The organism is Streptomyces sp. NPDC033845 (genome assembly GCF_055576225.1).
Map to the genome: position 1 here is coordinate 281,349 of NZ_JBVIRI010000004.1, position 18,434 is coordinate 299,782.

Annotated in this window: 18 protein-coding genes; 10 read left to right on the plus strand and 8 right to left on the minus strand. The window is 74.2% G+C overall.

Features of this window, described 5'->3' with window-relative positions; translation table 11 throughout:
• Nucleotides 1-7: 7 nt before the first annotated feature.
• Complete coding sequence (locus ACZ50K_RS11065) at nt 8-649, minus strand: MerR family transcriptional regulator (RefSeq protein ID WP_468900559.1); 642 nt, start codon at nt 647-649, stop codon at nt 8-10.
• Between the two features lie 91 nt (nt 650-740).
• On the opposite strand from ACZ50K_RS11065, the gene ACZ50K_RS11070 reads away from it, so the two are divergent.
• The 3 genes from ACZ50K_RS11070 to ACZ50K_RS11080 all read left to right on the plus strand — a co-directional run bounded on the left by ACZ50K_RS11070 (nt 741) and on the right by ACZ50K_RS11080 (nt 2,453).
• A complete protein-coding gene (locus ACZ50K_RS11070; protein ID WP_468901171.1) occupies nt 741-1,301 on the plus strand; it encodes a DUF4188 domain-containing protein in 561 nt (186 codons plus the stop codon).
• A gap of 10 nt (nt 1,302-1,311) precedes the next feature.
• Nucleotides 1,312-1,704, plus strand: coding sequence for a TOBE domain-containing protein (locus tag ACZ50K_RS11075; RefSeq protein WP_468900562.1), 393 nt, complete (start codon nt 1,312-1,314; stop codon nt 1,702-1,704).
• A gap of 95 nt (nt 1,705-1,799) precedes the next feature.
• On the plus strand, nt 1,800-2,453 hold the full coding sequence (locus ACZ50K_RS11080; RefSeq protein WP_468900564.1) for a class I SAM-dependent methyltransferase: 654 nt from the start codon (nt 1,800-1,802) through the stop codon (nt 2,451-2,453).
• A gap of 66 nt (nt 2,454-2,519) precedes the next feature.
• On the opposite strand, the gene ACZ50K_RS11085 is transcribed toward ACZ50K_RS11080, so the two are convergent.
• A complete protein-coding gene (locus tag ACZ50K_RS11085) occupies nt 2,520-3,437 on the minus strand; it encodes a universal stress protein (RefSeq protein ID WP_468900567.1) in 918 nt (305 codons plus the stop codon).
• An 82-nt stretch (nt 3,438-3,519) separates the two neighbouring features.
• On the minus strand, nt 3,520-4,353 hold the full coding sequence (locus ACZ50K_RS11090) for an ATP-grasp domain-containing protein (RefSeq protein ID WP_468900570.1): 834 nt from the start codon (nt 4,351-4,353) through the stop codon (nt 3,520-3,522).
• Between the two features lie 161 nt (nt 4,354-4,514).
• On the opposite strand from ACZ50K_RS11090, the gene ACZ50K_RS11095 reads away from it, so the two are divergent.
• A complete protein-coding gene (locus ACZ50K_RS11095; protein ID WP_468901173.1) occupies nt 4,515-5,777 on the plus strand; it encodes a PP2C family protein-serine/threonine phosphatase in 1,263 nt (420 codons plus the stop codon).
• A 73-nt stretch (nt 5,778-5,850) separates the two neighbouring features.
• On the opposite strand, the gene ACZ50K_RS11100 is transcribed toward ACZ50K_RS11095, so the two are convergent.
• Nucleotides 5,851-7,500, minus strand: a complete 1,650-nt coding sequence (locus tag ACZ50K_RS11100; RefSeq protein WP_468900571.1) for a vWA domain-containing protein — start codon at nt 7,498-7,500, stop codon at nt 5,851-5,853.
• A gap of 290 nt (nt 7,501-7,790) precedes the next feature.
• Nucleotides 7,791-8,783 carry a trypsin-like serine peptidase gene (locus ACZ50K_RS11105; RefSeq protein WP_468900574.1) on the minus strand — a complete coding sequence of 331 codons (993 nt, stop codon included), beginning with the start codon at nt 8,781-8,783 and terminating at the stop codon, nt 7,791-7,793.
• A gap of 175 nt (nt 8,784-8,958) precedes the next feature.
• Between ACZ50K_RS11105 and ACZ50K_RS11110 the strand changes: the two genes are divergently transcribed.
• The 5 genes from ACZ50K_RS11110 to ACZ50K_RS11130 all read left to right on the plus strand — a co-directional run bounded on the left by ACZ50K_RS11110 (nt 8,959) and on the right by ACZ50K_RS11130 (nt 13,218).
• Entirely contained in the window at nt 8,959-9,315 is a 357-nt protein-coding gene (locus ACZ50K_RS11110) for a DUF805 domain-containing protein (protein WP_468900577.1), read from the plus strand.
• Nucleotides 9,316-9,467: 152 nt separating this feature from the next.
• Entirely contained in the window at nt 9,468-11,690 is a 2,223-nt protein-coding gene (locus ACZ50K_RS11115; protein ID WP_468900579.1) for an NADP-dependent isocitrate dehydrogenase, read from the plus strand.
• Between the two features lie 147 nt (nt 11,691-11,837).
• Nucleotides 11,838-12,119, plus strand: coding sequence for a hypothetical protein (locus ACZ50K_RS11120; protein ID WP_468900582.1), 282 nt, complete (start codon nt 11,838-11,840; stop codon nt 12,117-12,119).
• 62 nt (nt 12,120-12,181) lie between these two features.
• The gene (locus ACZ50K_RS11125) at nt 12,182-12,991 is read left to right on the plus strand and encodes a hypothetical protein (protein ID WP_468900585.1); all 810 of its coding nucleotides are present in this window, start codon (nt 12,182-12,184) and stop codon (nt 12,989-12,991) included.
• A gap of 77 nt (nt 12,992-13,068) precedes the next feature.
• Nucleotides 13,069-13,218, plus strand: coding sequence for a hypothetical protein (locus tag ACZ50K_RS11130; RefSeq protein WP_468900587.1), 150 nt, complete (start codon nt 13,069-13,071; stop codon nt 13,216-13,218).
• 78 nt (nt 13,219-13,296) lie between these two features.
• On the opposite strand, the gene ACZ50K_RS11135 is transcribed toward ACZ50K_RS11130, so the two are convergent.
• From ACZ50K_RS11135 to ACZ50K_RS11145, 3 genes are all read right to left on the minus strand, one after another.
• Nucleotides 13,297-14,262 (minus strand): formylglycine-generating enzyme family protein, encoded by a 966-nt coding sequence (locus ACZ50K_RS11135; protein WP_468900589.1) that lies wholly within the window; start codon nt 14,260-14,262, stop codon nt 13,297-13,299.
• A gap of 98 nt (nt 14,263-14,360) precedes the next feature.
• Nucleotides 14,361-15,770 (minus strand): sulfatase family protein, encoded by a 1,410-nt coding sequence (locus ACZ50K_RS11140; protein WP_468900591.1) that lies wholly within the window; start codon nt 15,768-15,770, stop codon nt 14,361-14,363.
• Between the two features lie 154 nt (nt 15,771-15,924).
• Nucleotides 15,925-16,359, minus strand: a complete 435-nt coding sequence (locus tag ACZ50K_RS11145; protein WP_468900593.1) for a hypothetical protein — start codon at nt 16,357-16,359, stop codon at nt 15,925-15,927.
• A gap of 372 nt (nt 16,360-16,731) precedes the next feature.
• Between ACZ50K_RS11145 and ACZ50K_RS11150 the strand changes: the two genes are divergently transcribed.
• On the plus strand, nt 16,732-18,426 hold the full coding sequence (locus tag ACZ50K_RS11150) for a glycoside hydrolase family 71 protein (protein ID WP_468900594.1): 1,695 nt from the start codon (nt 16,732-16,734) through the stop codon (nt 18,424-18,426).
• Nucleotides 18,427-18,434 lie beyond the last annotated feature (8 nt).

Sequence of the window (18,434 nt, forward strand, 5' to 3'; positions counted from 1 at the left end):
TCCGCCGTCAGAGCCCGTAACGGCGGGCCGACTCCTCCTCCTTGGCCAGCCGGTGCAGGGCCCGCAGCACCGGCTCGTACAGCACCGCCCCCACCACCGCGGCCTCGGCCTTCTCCGCCTCGGCCGGATAGGTGTCCAGCCGGTCCAGGTCGCGGACGGCCGCCCGGTGCATCAGCTCGGCGTACGGGGCCATCAGCGCGGCGTCGCAGGGGTAGCCGAGCCGGATCAGGGCGGCGGCCGCGGCCACCAGGGAGCGGTACACGGGGGAGAGCGGGCCGAGCTCGCGGGCGGTGGACCAGCCGGCCTCCGCCAGCAGCCGGTCCACCTCGGCCCGCGCGGTGGCCACGGCCGGGTCCGACTCGTCCGGGTCCGGCCCCTGCGGCAGTGCCCACAGGGCCGCGCCCAGCCGGATGGTCCGGCTCAGGGTCTCGTCGTCCACGTACCGGAGCACCTCGCGGGCCGAGGCCACCGGCACCCGCCCCACCTGGATCAGCGCCCGCACCAGCCGCAGCCGGCGCAGGTGCTCCTCCGCGTACTCGGCGGTGGTGGCCCCGATCTGGCGGCCGGGCGGCAGCAGGCCCTCGCGCAGGTAGTACTTGATCGTGGCGATGGAGACCCCGCTCCGTTCGCTCAGTTCGCCCAGTCGCATCCCTTGCGCCCTTCCCTTGGTGAGCGCCACTATCCAAGCATCGAGTCTTGGATAGTGCTGTTATCCAACAGGGGAGGAAACCGTGTCCGCCATCTTCAGGTCCGGCACCGAGAGGTCCGGGACCGACAGGTCCGGGCGTGCGCCGATACCGGGGCGCACCACCGCCGCGCGCGAGGGCGAGGCGGTGGTGCTGCTGATCGGCATGCGCATCAACCGCTTCCGGGCGGTCCACCACTGGCTGCCGGTGCTCCTCGCCATGCCGAGGATGCTCCGCGAACTCGCCCGGGACCCGGGCCGCGGCCTCCTCGGCCACGTCCTGCTGACCGCCTCGCCGCGCACCTACTACGTGGTCCAGTACTGGGAGTCCAAGGAGAAGCTCTACGCCTGGGCCACCGCCCCCGACACCCACCACCACCGGATGTGGACCCTGCTCAACCGCCGGGACCGGGAGGGCGGGTCCCGGCAGCACGTCGGGCTGTGGCACGAGACCTACATCGCCCCCGAGGGCTGCTACGAGTCGATCTACTTCGACATGCCGCCCTTCGGACTGGCCGCCGCCAGCGGGGTGCTGCCCGTCGAGCGGCGCGGCGCGCGGGCCGCCGACCGGTTCGCGCACCGGGCCGGCGGCGGCGGCGCGGAGAACACCCCCTAGGGTGGCGTCCATGGAGTCGTACACCATCGGACAGGCGGCCCGGCTGCTCGGCGTCAGCGTCGACACGGCCCGCCGCTGGGCGGACGCGGACCGCTTCCCCACCCATCGCGAGGGCACCCGCCGGATGGTCGCCGGGCCGGACCTGGCGGCCTTCTGCGTGACCGTCGCCAAGGAGGCCGCGGAAGGCGACGAGGTCCCCTACACCTCGGCGCGGAACGCCTTCCCCGGCATCGTCACCGCCGTCAAGCTCGGCATCGTCGAGGCGCAGGTGGAGATCCAGGCCGGGCCGCACCGCATCGTGTCCCTGCTGACCCGGGAGGCGGTGGAGGAACTCGGCCTGGAGGTCGGCGCGCAGGCCACCGCACGGGTGAAGTCCACCAGCGTCTTCATCGACCGCAACTGACCCCGGGCCCCTGCCCGGACCGGTGGCCACCCCCTAGCCTGGGACCGGCGTTCCGGGGGTCCGGAATCCCGAGGACCGGCGGGAAGGGGACAGCGGTGGACGGGCAGGGACAGGGACAGGGTCAGGGGCCGGTTTCGGCGGCGGAGCTGTTCGACGGGGTGGGTGCCGCGTACGAGGAGGTCTTCGGCCGGGTGCCCGCCCAACTGGAGGCGCTGGACTGGCTGACCGCCCGGCTGCCGGCCGGGGCGAGGGTCCTGGACATCGGCAGCGGCACCGGGCGGCCGGCCGCCGAGGTCCTGGTGCGGGCCGGCTGCGAGGTCACCGGCCTCGACGTGTCCCCGGCCATGGTCGACCTGGCCCGCGCCCAGGTGCCGGGCGCCCGTTTCGAACTGGCCGACGTCCGGACCCACCGGGCGCCGGACGGCGGGTTCGACGCGGTCTGCGCCTTCTTCCCGCTGCTGATGATGAGCCGGCCCGAGATCGACGGGGTGCTCCGCCGGATCGCCCGCTGGCTCGCCCCCGGCGGGTACTTCGTCCTGGCCACCGTGCCCGCCGACGTGGCCGATCTGGAGATCGAGTGGATGGGCCGGCCGGTCCGGGTCTCCAGCTACTCCGCCGAGGAGTACCTGCGCCGGCTCGACGAGGACTGCGGGCTGGAGGTGCTGCACCACTCCGTCTCCACCTTCCGGCCGGACAGCGAACTGGCACCGCCGGAGGAGCACCTGTTCTGCTACGCCCGCAGGCCCTGAGCCCCGGCCGTCCCGGCACCGGCCGCTCCGGCCCGATCGGGCCGGAGCGGGCGCGGGGGCCGGGGGTCAGCCCGCCGGGACCACCGCCACCGGGCACCGGGCGTGCTGGAGCGCCGCGTTGGCCACCGACCCGAGCCGGGAGGAGTCGGCGCCCCGACGGCCCCGGTGCCGGGCGACCACCAGCAGGGCCGCCGACCCCGACCGGTCCACCAGCTGTCCCGCGGCGTCCCCCGGACCCACCATGGTCTGTACGGACAGCCCCGGGAACTCGGTAGCGAACGGGGCCAGCCGCTCCTGCTGGGCGAGCCCGATCTCCCGCAGCAGCGGAGCCGCGTCCTGGTCCGCGGGGCCCGGTGCCGGTGCGCCGATCAGCGGCAGCGGCGAGACCGGGTCGGTGAACGCGGTCAGCGCCACCAGACCGGTGCCCAGCGCGGCGGCCTGCCGGAACGCGAACCCGATCACCGCGTCGGAGCTCTCCGCGGGCTCCAGCCCCAGCACCACCGGGCCGGCCGGCCGGGCCGGATCGGTCGAGGCCCGCGCCGCGTGCGGGACCACCACCACCGGGCAGGGGGCCGAGGTGGCACACGCCCGGCTGGTGGAACCCAGCAGCAGGCTGGCGAAACCGCCGCGCCCGCGCGAGCCGAGCACCAGCATCCGGGCCCCCGCCGCCCGCCCGATGAGCGCCTCGGTGACCTCCCCGTCCAGCGAGGCGTACCGGACCGGCGGAAGGGCCCCGCGGTCCGCCCGCTCCGCCACGGCCGAGCGGATCCCCTCGACGACCGGGTCCGGGACCTCCTGGCCCGGCGCCGGATCCCCGACCATGGCCGACCGGCGGGCCTGCCAGAACTGCGCGTGCCCGGGCATCACATGGGCGACCAGCACCTCGGCGCCGAGCGCACGGCCCGCCGGGAGGGCCCAGTCGAGGGCCTTGAGACTGTGCTCGGACCCGTCCACCGCCACCACGATCGGACCGTCCGCATTCATGCCATCAGTGATCATCTGTCCAGGATTGCACCGACGGGGGCCGGACGCGCTCCCGCCCCGGCCGCCGGGCGCGTGAACCGGATCACTCCAGCAGCCGGTGCAGCGCCCCGGCGAACGCCGACACGAACGACTCCCGGTCCGTCTCCGGCAGCAGGTCGAGGGACAGATAGGGGTTGAGGTCCTCCAGCTCCACCAGCAGCAGTCCGCCCTCCGGGGTGCGGCAGGCGTCCACCCGCTGGACCCCGTGGTCCACGGTGTTCCAGTCGACGAACCGCCGGGCGAACCGCAGGTCCTCCTCGGTGGGCCGGTACCGCTCCAGCACCCACCGCTCCTCCGGGCGCGGCGCGTACAGGGCGTACTGGAAGTCGGAGTCCACGAAGTAGAACGACACCTCGTACCGGAACGGGATCCGCGGCTGGACCAGCAGGGTGCCCGGGTCGGCCGCCCCGAGGGCCGCCGGGAGCTCCCCGAACGGCAGGAAGCGCAGGCCGATGGAGTCCGCGCCCTGCTTGGGCTTCACCGCGTACTCGGCCGCCTCCGGCAGCCGGTCCAGGTCCCCGGCCCGGTCCACGGTGGGGATCACCGGGAGGCCGGCGGCGGTGAGCTCCAGCAGGTACTCCTTGCCGGCCATGTCGGCGCGGCCGGTGAGCTGGTTGTAGACCCGGGTGCCGCGCCGGGCCGCCAGCTCGCGGAACGCGTCGTAGGCCTCCCGGTGGCGCAGGACCGGGCCGCTGTTGCGGACCACCACGGCGTCGAAGGCGTCCAGCAGGGCCGCCGCGTCGAGCGGATGGCACAGGGCCAGGTCGAACTCCTCGCGGAGCCGGCCGGTGAGGAAGACGTCCTCGTCGCCGTACCGGCGGCCGCGGGCCGGGTACCCCAGGTCGGTGACGTACAACAGGCGGGGTCGGTGGGGCATGGGTCCTCTTCTCCGGTCCTGCGGCGGTGTACCGGGCACGCTATCCGCAGCTCGGCGCGGGGCCCCCGCGCGGGGTGTCGGCGGGTGCCGGGGCGGGTTCCGTGACGGACGATGGCGGGGTGGACCGGGAGGACGAGGCGCTGCGCGCGCGGCTGCGGGCGATGGAGGACGCCGTCGGGCTGATCGGCACGAGCTCCGACGAGACGGCCGTCTGCCGGGAACTGGCCGCCTTCCTGTTCCGGAACCTCTGCGACGCGGTCGCGGTGGACCTGGTGGGGTCCGCCGGGGACGCGGACGAGGCGGCCGACGAGGGCGCGGATGCGGGTGACGGGGACGGCGGGGTCGGCGGCGGCGGTGCGGGCCGGTCCCGGCGGGTGGCGGCCGCCGGGCCGCCGGAGCTGCTGGCCGAACCCGGGCCCACGGCCGGCGCGGCCGGCGGCGGCGACGGGGTCCCGGCCGTACGGGCCCTGGACGGACCGCATCCCATCGCCGCCTGGGCGGCCCGAACCGGCGGCACCCCGACGCACCTGGTGTCGGTGCCGCTGGTCGCCAGGGACCGGGTCTACGGCCGGGTGCTCGCGGTCCGCGGCCGCGGCGGGGCCTTCAGCGACCACGAGGCCGCCACCGTGCACTTCGCCGCCCGGCTCGCCGCGGTGCACCTCGGGCACGCCCGCCGGCTGGCCGCCACCGAGCGGACCGCCCTCAACCTCCAGCGGGCCCTGGTCGCCGAGCCGGGCCGGCCGCACCCCAACCTGGAGGTCGCCAGCCGCTATCTGCCGGTCGGTCCCCGGGCCCTGGTCGGCGGGGACTGGTTCGAGACGGTCCGGCTGCACTTCGGCCGCACCCTGCTGGTGGTCGGCGACGTGATGGGGCACGGGCTGGACGCGGCGGTGGACATGAACGCCTACCGCTCCACCCTCCGCGACGTGGCCGGCACCGATCTGGCCCCGCACCGGGTGCTGCGCCAGCTGGACGCGCTGGTCGCGGAGGACGGGGCCCGCCGGCCGGCCACCTGTCTGCTGGTCCGGGTGGACCCCGCCCGCCGGGTGGCCGTGTTCGCCAGCGCCGGGCACCTGCCGCCCGCCGTGTTCGCGGCGGACGGCACCGGGGCGGTCCTGGAGCTGCCGGTGGGGCCTCCGCTGGGCACCGGGGTGGGCGGCTACGAGTCGGTGGTGCGGGAACTCGACCCGGCGGAGACCCTGCTGATGTTCACCGACGGACTGGTGGAACGGCGCGGCGAGGACATCGACGCCTCGCTGGCCCGGCTGGCCGGGCTGCGGATGGCGGCCGGGGCCACGGTGCCCGAGGTGGTGGACGCCGTGGTGGCGGGGCTGGACGCCCGGCACGCCGAGGACGACGTGGCCGTGCTCGCGGCCCGGGCCCGGGCCCGGGCCAGGCCGGCCGCCGCCCCGCCACCCGTCTGACCGGCCCGGGGGCTCGGCTCCGGGTCGAAGCCGAGTCCCCGGCCGCGGGCCGGCCCCGCTCCGGGCCCCCGGGTCAGTCCAGCAGGCGGTGGGCCTGGCCGACCGCCGTGGACAGTTCGCGGACCTGCGGGTCCTCGGTACGGGCGGCCAGCCGGTCGGCGATCTCCGACAGCCGGCCGAGCGGGACCGCCCCGGGGACGGGCTGCCAGCCGCCGGAGCGCTCGCGGAGCGCCGAGGCCAGATAGGCGGCCACCGCCGTCACCTGGAACCGGGCGCCCGCACCGGATCCGGTGACGGCGGTCCCGGTGCCGGTGCGGGTCACTGCACCGGCGCCCCCGGTCTCGTACCAGGCGGGACCGCCGGTCAGGGCGGCCGCCTCGATCCGGCCGGACTCCTCGTGCGGGGCCCGGCCGGCCGGGTCGAGCCAGCGGACCGTGGCCGTGGCCACCTGCCCGGCCGCGCCGGGCCGCAGACGTACCGCGTACAGGGCGGTCACGGTGTGGCCCGGGCCGACCTCGCCGCCGTCCACCGAGTCGTCACGGAAGGAGTCGTCGGCCACCCGCCGGTTGTCGTAGCCGATCAGCCGGAAGGACTGCACGTTGGCTGGGTCGAAGGCGACCTGGGCCTTGGCGTCCCGGGCCCGGAGCTCGATCTGCGCGGGCAGCTCCTCGCAGAACACCCGGCGGGCCTCCTCGTCCTCCGAGACGTACACCGTGTGCCCGTCGCCCCGGTCCACCAGCCGCTCCATGAACGCGTCGTTGTAGTCGCTGCCCACGCCCACCCCGAACAGGGTGATCCCGTGGGTCCGGCGGGCCCTGTCGATCCGCTCCAGCAGCAGGTCGGCGGAGGTGGTGCCGGTGTTGGCGAGGGCGTCGGAGAGCAGCACCACCCGGTTGGTGGCGCCCGGCCGGCGGGCCTCGACGGCCAGCTCGTAGCCCCGGACCACCCCGGCCTCCACATTGGTGGAGTCGGTGGGCTGGAGCGAGTCCACGACCTGGTGCACCCGGGCGCGGTTGCCGCCCAGCCGGGTCATCGGCAGCCGGGTCGAGGCCTCGCCGCTGAAGGCCACCACGGCCACCGAGTCGTCGTCGCGCAGCCGGTCCGTCATCAGGGCCATCGATCTGCGGACCAGGTCCAGGCGTCCGGGCTCGGCCATGGAACCGGAGATGTCGACGACGAAGGTGAGGGCGGCGGGCGGCCGTCCGGCGCCGCCCCGCCCCTCCCGGGTGGCCAGGCCGACGCGCAGCAGCGACCAGCCGGGCTCGTCGGTGCGGGCCCCGTCCACGGTCACCGAGAAGCCGTCGCCCTCCGGACGCTCGTAGTCCTGCCGGAAGCTGTTGACGAACTCCTCCGGCCGGACCGTGTCCGGCTCGGGCAGCCGGCCGTCGGTGAGGGTCCGGCGGGCGTAGCCGTAGCTGGCGGTGTCCACGTCCAGGGCGAAGGTGGACAGGTAGTCGGCGGGCGGCGCGGTGGGCGCCCGGCCGTCGTCCTCGCCCTCCCGGGCTCCGGAACCCTCGACGGAGGCCGGACCGCTGGGCCGGGCGGGCGCCGGGAAGGCGTCGGGACGGTCGGCCCCGCCGCCGGTGCCGCCCCCGGACCCGCCGCCGGTGCCCTGCTCAAAGTGGCGTGCCGTGCCCCGGTCCCCGCTGTTGCCGTCGTGTCCGCAGCCGGTTAGCAGCAGCGCACCGGCCGCCGCCGCGGCGATCAGCCGCCCGTACCGCATCCGTGTCCGCGTCTGCGTCCGCGTCCGTGGTTGTGACCGGGTGGCCGGCCGCCGGGCCGCCGGTGTGTCCGCGCGCGGGTCCGCGGGTCTGTCCGGAGTCGTCGCCATCGTTTCCCCCAACGTGTCTGGGACCGTTGTCTCGGAGACTGTGACGTTCGGGGCGCGCGGTCGGCACCGCCCGGGGGGTTGCGGATCCGTCTCGAACCGGCAACGGATCACAACACGGCGTCCCGGCAAGGCCGTTCGGGGTCGGGGTCGGGGTCGGGGTCGGGGGCGGGGTCGGGTGGCGGTCAGGGGCGGGCGCCGGTGGCCTGGGCGTAGAGCCGGCGCAGGTCCGGGCCGAAGTAGGAGCTGTAGGAGACGTCCGGGGAGTTCCCGCCGGCCTGGTAGCCGCCGATCACCCCGATCACCCGGCCGGTGCGGGTCCGCGGGTCGTAGCCGGTGAGGAACGGGCCGCCGCTGGTGCCGCCCGGATAGCCGGTACAGGCGATCCGCAGGAAGGAGCCGGGGCTGCGCGGATCGCGGCTGGTGAAGCGGGTGGTGCGGTTCACACAGAGGCGCGGGCGGGCGGCCCCGCCCGGATGGCCGATCAGCCGGACCGAGGGATGCGCGTAACCCGGCTCCGCGCCCAGCCGGTTGGCGCCGACCACGGACTGCAGCGGGCGTCCGCCGGGGCCGGGTCCCACCTGCGCGAACGCGAAGTCGAGGGCGGCGGCCCGGACGGCGCCGCGCTGCCGGTAGCGCGGGTCGATCCAGATCCGCCGGACCGGGAACGTGCCGTACGGGCGGGGGCGCGCGGCCGTGTAGCGGGGGACGAAGGCGATCTGCCGGGCCTCGCGCCCGGTCAGGCAGTGGGCGGCGGTGAGCACCAGGTCGCGCCGGGGGGAGGCCACCGCGCTGGCGGTGCAGAAGTAGGCGCTCTTGCCGCGGAGCAGGAACAGCCGTCCGACCACCGGGATCCCGTCGAAGTCCTGACCCCGGCCGGACGCGGTGCCGGAGACGGTGAGGGCGGGGGTGTGCGCGGGGGCGGTGCCGGTGGGAGCGGTGGGCGGGCCCGTGACGGGCCGGGCCGAGGCCATCCGTTCCGGGGTCCAGAACTCGGCGGCCCGCCGGGCCGACCAGCCCGGGACGGCGGCGGCCACCGCCACCGCCGCGCCGGACGGCCCGCGAACGGAAGCGGACGGGGGAGCGGGTGCGGGGGAGGAGGGGCCCGGGCAGGCGGCGGCCGCCACCGTGGCCGCGACCACCGCCGCCGTCGCCGCCAGGGCGCTGAACAGACGCATGGCCCCCACCCTCGCCCGGCCCGCCCCGAAACCCGGGCAGCCCCGGCCGCACGGTCCCCCGTCGGGCCGATCCGTTCGATCCGTCAAGTACTTGACCCGCCGGTAACCGGGGAATTAGGTTCTGGCCGCCTGGTCCGTGCGTGGACGGGCTCCACACCGTCCACCGGGGGGACAGATGAAGTACTACCTGCGGGTTCTCAAGCAGTACGCGGTGTTCGGCGGCCGGGCCCGGCGGCAGGACTTCTGGCTGTTCGAGCTCTTCAACTCGATCATCTACGTGCCCCTGCTGATCATCGACGTGACGACCACCGGGCTCCCGCTGCTGACCGGACTGTTCGGCCTCGCGATCACCCTGCCCGCGCTCGGCGTCACCGTCCGGCGGCTCCACGACACCGGCAAGACCGGCTGGTGGGTGCTGCTCGGGATCATCCCGCTGCTGGGCACGATCATCCTGCTGGTCCTGATGGCCACCGAGGGCGACCCGGGGGACAACAAGTACGGACCCAGCCCCAAGGCCGTCCCGGTCCACTGAGCCGCCACCGGCGCCGGAGCGTTCCGCCGCCGGTCCCGTACGGGTCGTCGACGATCTGTTCGGGACCGGCGGCTTCGTTGTCCTCAGGCTGAGATATCTTGATGTCGAGCAATGTTGCAGACGAGAGACGCATACGTGGAGCGGAGCATCCGGTGACTGACTCGACCATCATCTACACCCACACTGACGAGGCCCCGGCCCTCGCGACGCATTCCTTCCTGCCTGTGATCCAGGCGTACGCGTCGACCGCCGGTGTGACCGTCGAGACCCGCGACATCTCCCTGGCCGGCCGGATCATCGCGAGCTTCCCGGAGTACCTGGAGGAGGGGCAGCGCATCGCCGACGCCCTCGCCGAGCTCGGCGAGCTGGCCAAGACGCCCCAGGCCAACATCATCAAGCTGCCGAACATCTCGGCCTCCATCCCGCAGCTCAAGGCCGCCGTGGCCGAGCTCCAGGGCCAGGGCTACGCCCTCCCGGACTACCCGGACGACCCGAAGACCGACGAGGAGCGCGAGGTCCGCGCCCGCTACGACAAGGTCAAGGGCTCCGCCGTCAACCCGGTGCTGCGCGAGGGCAACTCCGACCGCCGCGCCCCCGCGTCGGTCAAGAAGTACGCCCAGACCCACCCGCACCGCATGGGCGCCTGGACCCCCGAGTCCAAGACCAACGTGGCCACCATGGGCGAGAACGACTTCCGCTCCACTGAGAAGTCCGCGGTGATCGCCGAGGCCGGCACCCTCCGCATCGAGCACGTGGACGCCGACGGCGCCGTCACGGTGCTCCGCGAGTCCGTACCGGTCCTCGCCGGCGAGGTCGTCGACGCCTCCGTCCTGCACGTGGACGCGCTGCGCACCTTCCTCAACGACCAGATCGAGCGCGCCAAGGCCGAGGGCATCCTGTTCTCCGTGCACCTCAAGGCCACCATGATGAAGGTCTCCGACCCCATCGTCTTCGGCCACGTGGTCCGCGCCTTCCTCCCGAAGACCTTCGCCCGCTACGGCGAGACCCTCGCCGCCGCCGGCCTCTCGCCCAACGACGGCCTCGGCGCCATCCTGGCCGGCCTGTCCGCGCTGCCCGAGGGCGACGCGATCAAGGCCTCCGTGGACGCCGAGATCGCCGAGGGCCCGGCCCTGGCCATGGTCGACTCGGACAAGGGCATCACCAACCTGCACGTGCCCTCCGACGTGATCGTCGACGCCTCGATGCCGGCCATGATCCGCACCTCCGGCCACATGTGGGGCCCCGACGGCAACGAGGCCGACACCCTCGCCGTCCTCCCCGACAGCAGCTACGCGGGCGTCTACCAGGCCGTCATCGACGACTGCCGCGCCCACGGCGCCTTCGACCCGGCCACCATGGGCTCGGTGCCGAACGTCGGTCTGATGGCCCAGAAGGCCGAGGAGTACGGCAGCCACGACAAGACCTTCGAGATCGCCGCCGCGGGCACCGTCCGCCTGGTCGACGCCGAGGGCACCACGGTCCTGGAGCAGGAGGTCGCCAAGGGCGACGTCTTCCGCGCCTGCCAGACCAAGGACCTGCCCATCCAGGACTGGGTCAAGCTGGCCGTCACCCGCGCCCGCGCCACCGGCGTCCCGGCCGTCTTCTGGCTCGACGAGGACCGCGCCCACGACGCGCAGCTGATCGCCAAGGTGAACACCTACCTCGCCGACCACGACACCGACGGCCTGACCATCAAGATCCTCTCCCCGGTCAAGGCCACCGCCTACTCCCTGGAGCGCATCCGCCGCGGCGAGGACACCATCTCGGTCACCGGCAACGTGCTCCGCGACTACCTCACCGACCTCTTCCCCATCCTGGAGCTGGGCACCAGCGCCAAGATGCTGTCGGTGGTCCCGCTGATGAACGGCGGCGGCCTCTTCGAGACGGGCGCCGGCGGCTCCGCCCCCAAGCACGTCCAGCAGCTGGTCAAGGAGAACTACCTGCGCTGGGACTCGCTCGGCGAGTTCCTCGCGCTGGCCGTCTCCTTCGAGCACCTGGCGACCACCACCGGCAACGCCAGCGCCCAGGTGCTGGCCGACACCCTGGACCGGGCCACCGGCACCTTCCTCAACGAGGACAAGTCGCCGTCCCGCCGCCTCGGCGGGATCGACAACCGCGGCAGCCACTTCTACCTGGCCCTGTACTGGGCGCAGGAGCTGGCCCGCCAGACGGACGCCCCGAAGCTGGCGGCCGCCTTCGACCCGCTGGCCAAGACCCTCGCCGAGTCCGAGGAGAAGATCGTGGCCGAGCTGATCGCGGTCCAGGGCTCCCCGGCCGACATCGGCGGCTACTTCCAGCCGTCGGTGGAGAAGGCGTCGGCGGTCATGCGGCCGTCCGCCACCCTCAACCAGGCCCTCACCCTGCTGACCAACTGATCTACTGACCAGCTGATCTACTGACCGGCTGATCCGCTGACCAGCTGACCCACCCGGCCCGGCAGGGCCGGCGCACGGCCGCCGCCCGTTCCGCCCCCGACCGATATCAGGTTGTGGGCGGGGCGGGCGGCGCACTATCAAGGGGCGGTGATCGAAGGACAGCTGACGGCCCTGCGGGCCCGCCTCCCCGAAGACGTACCGGTCCTGCACGCCGAGCTGTACGAGGACGTGCCCATCCGCGTCCGGGCCGACGCCCGGCCCTGGCGGCCGATCGGCGCCGACAGCGGGCACTCGCCGTTCCTCCCGGGCGCCCCCTCCGAGGGCGTCGCCGTGTTCTCGCTGGTGGACCGGGACAGCGGGGAACTGGCCGGCGAGGCGCTGCTCGGACTGCTCGCCGGGGAATGGGTGCGGCCCGGCTGGCTGCGGTGAGCCCATGGCCCCGGTCGGGCCGGTCCGCTAGCGTTCGGCACAGGGAATTCGGGGGAGGGCCTGTGGCGTACCGGAACGCGTCCCGTGCCGGAGTGGTCGGCGCCGGCTCCGCGCTGTTGGGCTGGGCGACCGCCGCCGCACTGCTGACCGTACCGCTGGTGGTGGAGCGGATGCTCGAATCCCGTTCACCCTCCAGGGAGTTGACCGGGTTCGGCGCATACGCGCTGGTCCACGCGGTGGCGTTGGGGGCCGCGCTCGTGGTGACCGCCTCCGCAGGACGGCAGCGCCCGCTGGTCTGGTGGCTGCTGTTCGCCCGGACCGCCGTGCTGTACGCGGCCGTTCTGGCCGCCACCCGCTGGGCGGACGGCCGGATCGGCCGGGAACCGGAACTGTGGGCGGTGTGGGCGGCGGCCGTGATCGGGGCGGCCGCGCTGGTCGCGGCGGCCTTCCTGGGCGCCGTACGGCTCTGGGACCGCCGGGGAGGGGCGGGCGCGGCCGGGGCGGCCGCCCGCCGCAAGGGGCCCGCCTTCGGAAGGCGCCCCGCGGCGGGCCAGATCTGGGTGGCCATGGTCCCGCTCCGGGACGAGCCCCGGGACGCCCTCCGGCACTACTGCGTGATCCTCCGGACCCGGTTCCTGCACGCCGAGGTCCTCCAGATCACCAGCAAGAACAAGGACGGCCGCCGGGACTTCATCCGACTGCCCAACGAGGGCTGGCACGAGCACAGGGACGTCCCGCACTGGGTGGAGATCGGACTGGAGCCCCGCCGGGTCCGCTACGGCCGCTTCCTCGCCGCCCGGCCCCAGGGCCGCTGCCCGGAGGAGACCTGGCGACGGCTCCGGGCCAGCGGCCGGGTGCTCTCCTCCCACTGACCGGCGAACCGTCGATTCCCGGGAACGGCAAAGAACCGGCGCAGGACTTCGGCGCCTCCTTCCAGCAGGTCCAAGGGGTGGTCCTCGGCTACCTCCTCACCCTCACCACCGTGATCGTCTCGGTCGGACGGCTGGGCGACCTCCTCGGCCGCCGCCGGCAGCAGGGCCGCGCCCGGCCGCCGGCCGGACCGGCTTCGACCGGTCCGGCACCGGACTGCCGGCCCTGACCCTGGCCGCCACGGCCGCCCTCACCCTGCTGGCCTGCGCGGTGGCCCTGGTGACCCGGCCCCCGGCGGTCCGCCCGCTCAGGAGCGTCCCGGACCGGGGGTGACGGCGGGGACGGCGGGGTCGGCGGCGACGCGGAAGCCGATGTTGCCGGCCGAGCTGTCCGGGGTGTTGCGGGTGCGGGCGGCCACCCGGTAGCGGTTGCAGTAGGAGTCGTGGCACATGTGGGAGCCGCCCCGCATGGCGCGTTCCGGGCCGGCGTCCGGGCGGAAGCGGTCCGCGCACCACTCCCAGACGTTGCCGACCGTGTTGTAGAGGCCGTAGCCGTTGGGGCGGAAGGACTTGGCGGGGGCGGTGCCCGCGTAGCCGTCGGCCCGGGTGTTGTGGACCGGGAAGTCGCCGTTCCAGATGTTGCACATGAACCGTCCGCCGGGGCGGAGTTCGTCCCCCCAGGGGTAGCGGGCCTGCTCCAGCCCGCCGCGGGCCGCGTACTCCCATTCGGTCTCGGTGGGCAGCCGGGTGCCCGACCAGGCGCAGTAGGCCTGGGCGTCGTTCCAGGAGACGTGCACCACCGGATGGTTCTGGCGGCGGCCGGCCGAGGAGGATCCGGGGCCTTCGGGGGCCCGCCAGGTCGCCCCGGACACCGCCCGCCACCAGGGGGTGCCCGCGGGGACGGGGGAGGAGTCGGCGAGGTCCGGCGGGAGGAATCCGGCGAAGACGAAGCTGAAGCCGAAGGACTCGGCCTCGGTGATGTGTCCGGTGGCCTTGACGAACGAGGCGAACGCGGCGTTGGTGACGGTGGTCGGCGCGATCCGGAAGCCGTCCACCGAGGCCTCCCGGACGGGTCCCTCGCCGTCGGCGGGGAACCCGTCCGGGTCGTCGGTGCCCATCAGGAACCGGCCGCCCGCGACCGGCAGCAGATCGCGGGCGGCCCGCTCGGCGGCCGGGTCCCGCCGTCGGGGCGGTGCGAGGCCGACCAGGACCGGGCCGGCCGCCCGGGTGTGCGCGTGCGGACGGCCGGGGGTGCAGCAGGAGCTGGACGACATGGCGGGGGTTCCTCGATGGCCTCGATGGCGGAGACGGGTGGGGCGGGCCGTGCGGGGCGGCTGGGCGTGCGTACCGGGCCCGCGGTCAGGAGGTGCGGTCAGGAGGCGCGGTCGGCGGCCAGGGCGGCGGCGAGGGCCGGGATGCCGAGGGCCTGCTCCTGTGCCGGGGTGGCCTGGTGCAGCAGGTTCCGCAGCTGGTACGGGTCGCTGGCCAGGTCGTAGTACTCGCGGAAGGCGACCGTGCCGGGGCCGGAGACGTTCCCGTCCTGGTCGGTGTGCAGGTTGTAGTACTCCGTGTACTGGCGGTCCTTCGCCACGTAACTGGCCCAGGTCTTGGGCCCGTCGGCGCCGGTGCCCTGCTTCCACCACTGGACGAGCAGATGGTCGCGGGCGGCCGGGCCGAGCAGCGAGCGGCCGTCCACCTGGTGGGTGGGGGTGATCCCGGCGGCGTCCAGGATGGTCGGCGCGATGTCGATGTTGGCGACGATCCGGTTGTCGGTGGTGCCGCCGTCGAGCCCGGCGGCCGGCCAGGACAGGTGGAACGGCACCTCGTGGGCGGGGGAGTAGGGCACGGACTTCTTGGTCCAGCCGTGGTCCGCCCAGGTGTAGCCGTTGTCGGCGGTGTAGATGACCAGGGTGTTCTCCAGCTGGCCCAGGGCCTGGAGCTTGTTCCGGATGGCCTGTACGGCGTCGTCCACGGACAGCAGGGCGCGCAGCTGCTTCTGCCGCAGGGCCCGGGCGTCGGCCAGGGTGCTGGTGGCCTCGCGGATGTAGGCGGGCTTGTCGGAGCGGTCCTCCTCGGGGACGGAGGGCCGGCCGTTCCACACCGGGACCGGGGTCTCGGCGTACTTGGGGGCGGGGGTGTTCGGGGCGTGCGAGGCGTAGGGGGTGACGTAGGCGAACCAGGGCCGCTGGTCGGTGGTGGACTTGTCGATGAAGGACAGGGTGCGGTTCTTGATGATGTTGGTGGTGTAGCCGGGGAGTTCCTGCACGGTGCCGTCGATGTTCCAGCGGGCGTTGTTGAACGCGGGCTGGAGCAGCGCGAACTCCTCGAAGTGCGGCGGGTTCTCGGCCAGGGTCCAGGAGTTGAGGTACTTGCCGAACAGGCCGGTGCGGTAGCCGGCCTGCTTCAGATAGCGCTGGACGGTGTGGGACTGGTCCAGGCTGTAGGAGGCGGCGTTGTTGCGGACCCCGTGGTGGTGCGCGTGCTGCCCGGAGAAGATCGAGGAGCGGGAGGGCGAGCAGAGCGGGGTGGCGGAGTGGCCGTTGCTGAAGGTGACGCCCTGGCCGCCGAGCCAGTCGAGCAGCTTGGGGATGGCCCAGTGGGTCTGCTTGGGCTGGTCGTCGGTGACGATCAGCAGGATGTTCGGGCGGGCGTTCGCCGCTCCGGACGCGGTGGCGGGGGCGGCGGCCCGGGCCGTGCCCGAGGTGGCGGCGGCTGCGGCCACGGCGGCGGCTCCGGCGAGGAAACCGCGTCGGCCGACCGGGGGGCGGGTGTGCTCGCTCACAAGGCGTCTCCTGCTCAGACGGGGGAAGGGTGGGGTGCGCAGGAAGAGACCCTAGGAGCGTGGTGCGGACTGCCTGTGGCGGCGTCATGCCAGTGCTGTGGCAGGGGTGTTGCGTGTGAACCGGATGTTGCGCGGCGGTGCGGCCGGCGGGCCTTCAGAGCCGGTGGACGCGCTCCCGGTCCACCGCGAGGGGGAACCGGCCGGCGGCCAGGATGCGTAAACCGGGTGCCGTGTCGAGGAGTTCGCGCAGCCAGTGGACGGCTTCCGTGGTGAGCCGGTCGGAGCCGTCGAGGACCAGCAGCATGTCCCGCTCGGCGAGATAGGAGCCGGTGTCCGCGGCTCCGTACGGCAACGGGGGCATCCCCGGTACGGCGCGCAGGGCGACGGTCAGCCGGCGGACCCCGGAGCCGTAGTCCAGGCCGACCACCGCGGTGCCGTCGCAGAAGTTGGAACTCAGCCGGTGTGCGATATCTCGCACCAGACGGCTGCGCGGCTCCCGGAAGCCTCCGACCACGGTCACCACGCGTTCCCGGCGGACCGCGGTGAGCAGTCCGGAGAGCTGTTCGGTGGTGATCGGCAGAGCCGTCATCGGCACGATGCCCCCCTGCATACGTGTCCACATGTGGCAAGACGGTCACTTCACGCCGCGCCAAGGACGATTATCCGCCACTTGGGCCGGATGGCCAGGGGAATATCCGATTCCGCCGAAAAGTGCACGGTGTTCGCGTCCAGCCGGGGGCCTGCGGATCCGGCCCCCGGCACGTAGTTCCTGTGGTCGAAGTGACGTACGTGCCGGGTCCGCGGGAACGGCGAACGGTTGTCCGCGGGCCGGGAATCCGCTCTACTGCTGTCCAGCCCGGTAGGCGGGCATATTCCAGGGAGGGCCCAAGACATGAGTGCGGACCGAAGGCAGAGGCCGTTAACGCACCGGCGCCGCGCGGGCTCCCGCGGACGCCGGCGGGTGCTGTCCTTCCTGGTCACGGCCTGCCTCCTGGTCGGCGGCTGCCTGCTCGCCGGCCTGCTCTGGGACCCCTGGCCGGCCGGTGCCGGACCGGCGGGCTCCGCCTCCGGTCCGCGCACCCCGCAGACCGCGGACCCCGGGGGCGCCGGCACGTCCGCCCCCGGCACCCCGGCTCCCTCCGGCAGCGGTCCCGGCTCCGCCGACCCCTCGCGCGGCGGCCCCGGCACCACCGGCCCCTCGGCCGGCACCGGCCGGGGCTCCGGCACGGACGGCACCGGCGGCCAGGGTGACGGCGGCGGGACCGGCGGCACGGGCGGCGGCGGGACGGGTGCCGCGCGCCCGACCGGTGCGCTGCCCTTCGACCTGCCCTCCACCGCCGCCCTCCGGGCCGGCGGCCGCAAGCTGGTCTTCGCCCACTACTTCACCCCCTACCCGCTCTCCCTCGACAACGTGAGCGCCGACCGGGACTACTACACCCGCAACTACCTCCACCCGGACGGCGAGCGGGGCAAGCACGGGGCGTACGGCGGGCTGCTCCGCGACCGGCCGCTCCCGGTCGCGCCCAAGAGCGGGGACTGGGTCCTCGCCAACCTCAAGCAGGAGGTCCGCACCGCCCGCGCGGCGGGCCTCGACGGATTCACCGTGGACCTGCTGTCCCTCAGCGGCCGCAACTGGGAGTGGTCCAACCTCCTGATGGAGGCGGCCCGCTCGGTGGACCCCGGCTTCAAGATCATGCTGATGCCGGACATGACCTCCCTGCGGACGAACGACCCCGCGGTGCTCGCCGACAGCCTCGCCCGGATCGGCCGCGCGCCCTCCGCGCACCGGCTCCCCGACGGCAGACTCGTGATCTCCCCCTTCAAGGCGGAGGCCAAGAGCGTGGCCTGGTGGACCCAGGTGCTGGACCAGCTGAAGAACCGGCACGGCATCCGCACCGCCTTCGTCCCGCTGTTCCTCGACTTCGGCGCGCACAGCACCGCCTTCGCCCCCATCAGCCACGGGTTCTCCGAATGGGGCAGCCGCAGCTACGTGGGCCAGGAGAGCGTCACCAAGGACGTGAAGCGGGCCCACTCCCTCGGCAAGATCTGGATGCAGCCGGTGTCCGTCCAGGACGCCCGCCCCAACCAGGGCATCTACGACGAGGCCGGCAACACCGCCACCCTGCGCGCCACCTGGAACCGGGCCATCTCCGACGGCGCGGACTGGGTGCAGCTCACCACCTGGAACGACTACTCGGAGGGCAGCCAGTTCGCCCCCTCCCAGCACAACGGGTACGCGTACCTCGACCTCAGCTCCTACTACCTCACCCGGTTCAAGACCGGATCCTGGCCGAAGATCGTCCGGGACACCGTCTACCTGACCTCCCGCACCCAGTTCGCGGCCGCCGATCCCACCGGTGACCAGTCCCTGCTGATGCGGCTGCGACGGGGCAGCGCCGCACCCCGGGACACGGTGGAGGTGCTCAGCTTCCTGACCTCCCCGGCCACCGTCAAGGCCACCGTGGGACCGGGCCGGACCGTCTACCGGGCACCCGGCGGCCTGCACTCCAAACTGCTGCCGCTACGGACCGGGACCAGCGCGGCGGAGGTGTTCCGGGGCACCCGCGGCATCGCCGAGGTGGAACTGCCCTACCGGGTGGACGGCACGGTGGACGTCCAGGACCTCCAGTACTACGCCGCGACCAGCGGGCGGTGAGCCGGGAC

Excerpts from the sequence above, each read along its gene's own strand:
- ACZ50K_RS11065 (WP_468900559.1), bottom strand. The coding sequence starts at position 649 with ATGCGACTGGGCGAACTGAGCGAACGGAGCGGGGTCTCCATCGCCACG.
- ACZ50K_RS11075 (WP_468900562.1), top strand. The coding sequence starts at position 1,312 with ATGGAGTCGTACACCATCGGACAGGCGGCCCGGCTGCTCGGCGTCAGC.
- ACZ50K_RS11085 (WP_468900567.1), bottom strand. The coding sequence starts at position 3,437 with ATGAATGCGGACGGTCCGATCGTGGTGGCGGTGGACGGGTCCGAGCAC.
- ACZ50K_RS11090 (WP_468900570.1), bottom strand. The coding sequence starts at position 4,353 with ATGCCCCACCGACCCCGCCTGTTGTACGTCACCGACCTGGGGTACCCG.
- ACZ50K_RS11095 (WP_468901173.1), top strand. The coding sequence starts at position 4,515 with ATGGAGGACGCCGTCGGGCTGATCGGCACGAGCTCCGACGAGACGGCC.
- ACZ50K_RS11100 (WP_468900571.1), bottom strand. The coding sequence starts at position 7,500 with ATGCGGTACGGGCGGCTGATCGCCGCGGCGGCGGCCGGTGCGCTGCTG.
- ACZ50K_RS11105 (WP_468900574.1), bottom strand. The coding sequence starts at position 8,783 with ATGCGTCTGTTCAGCGCCCTGGCGGCGACGGCGGCGGTGGTCGCGGCC.
- ACZ50K_RS11110 (WP_468900577.1), top strand. The coding sequence starts at position 8,959 with ATGAAGTACTACCTGCGGGTTCTCAAGCAGTACGCGGTGTTCGGCGGC.
- ACZ50K_RS11135 (WP_468900589.1), bottom strand. The coding sequence starts at position 14,262 with ATGTCGTCCAGCTCCTGCTGCACCCCCGGCCGTCCGCACGCGCACACC.
- ACZ50K_RS11145 (WP_468900593.1), bottom strand. The coding sequence starts at position 16,359 with ATGACGGCTCTGCCGATCACCACCGAACAGCTCTCCGGACTGCTCACC.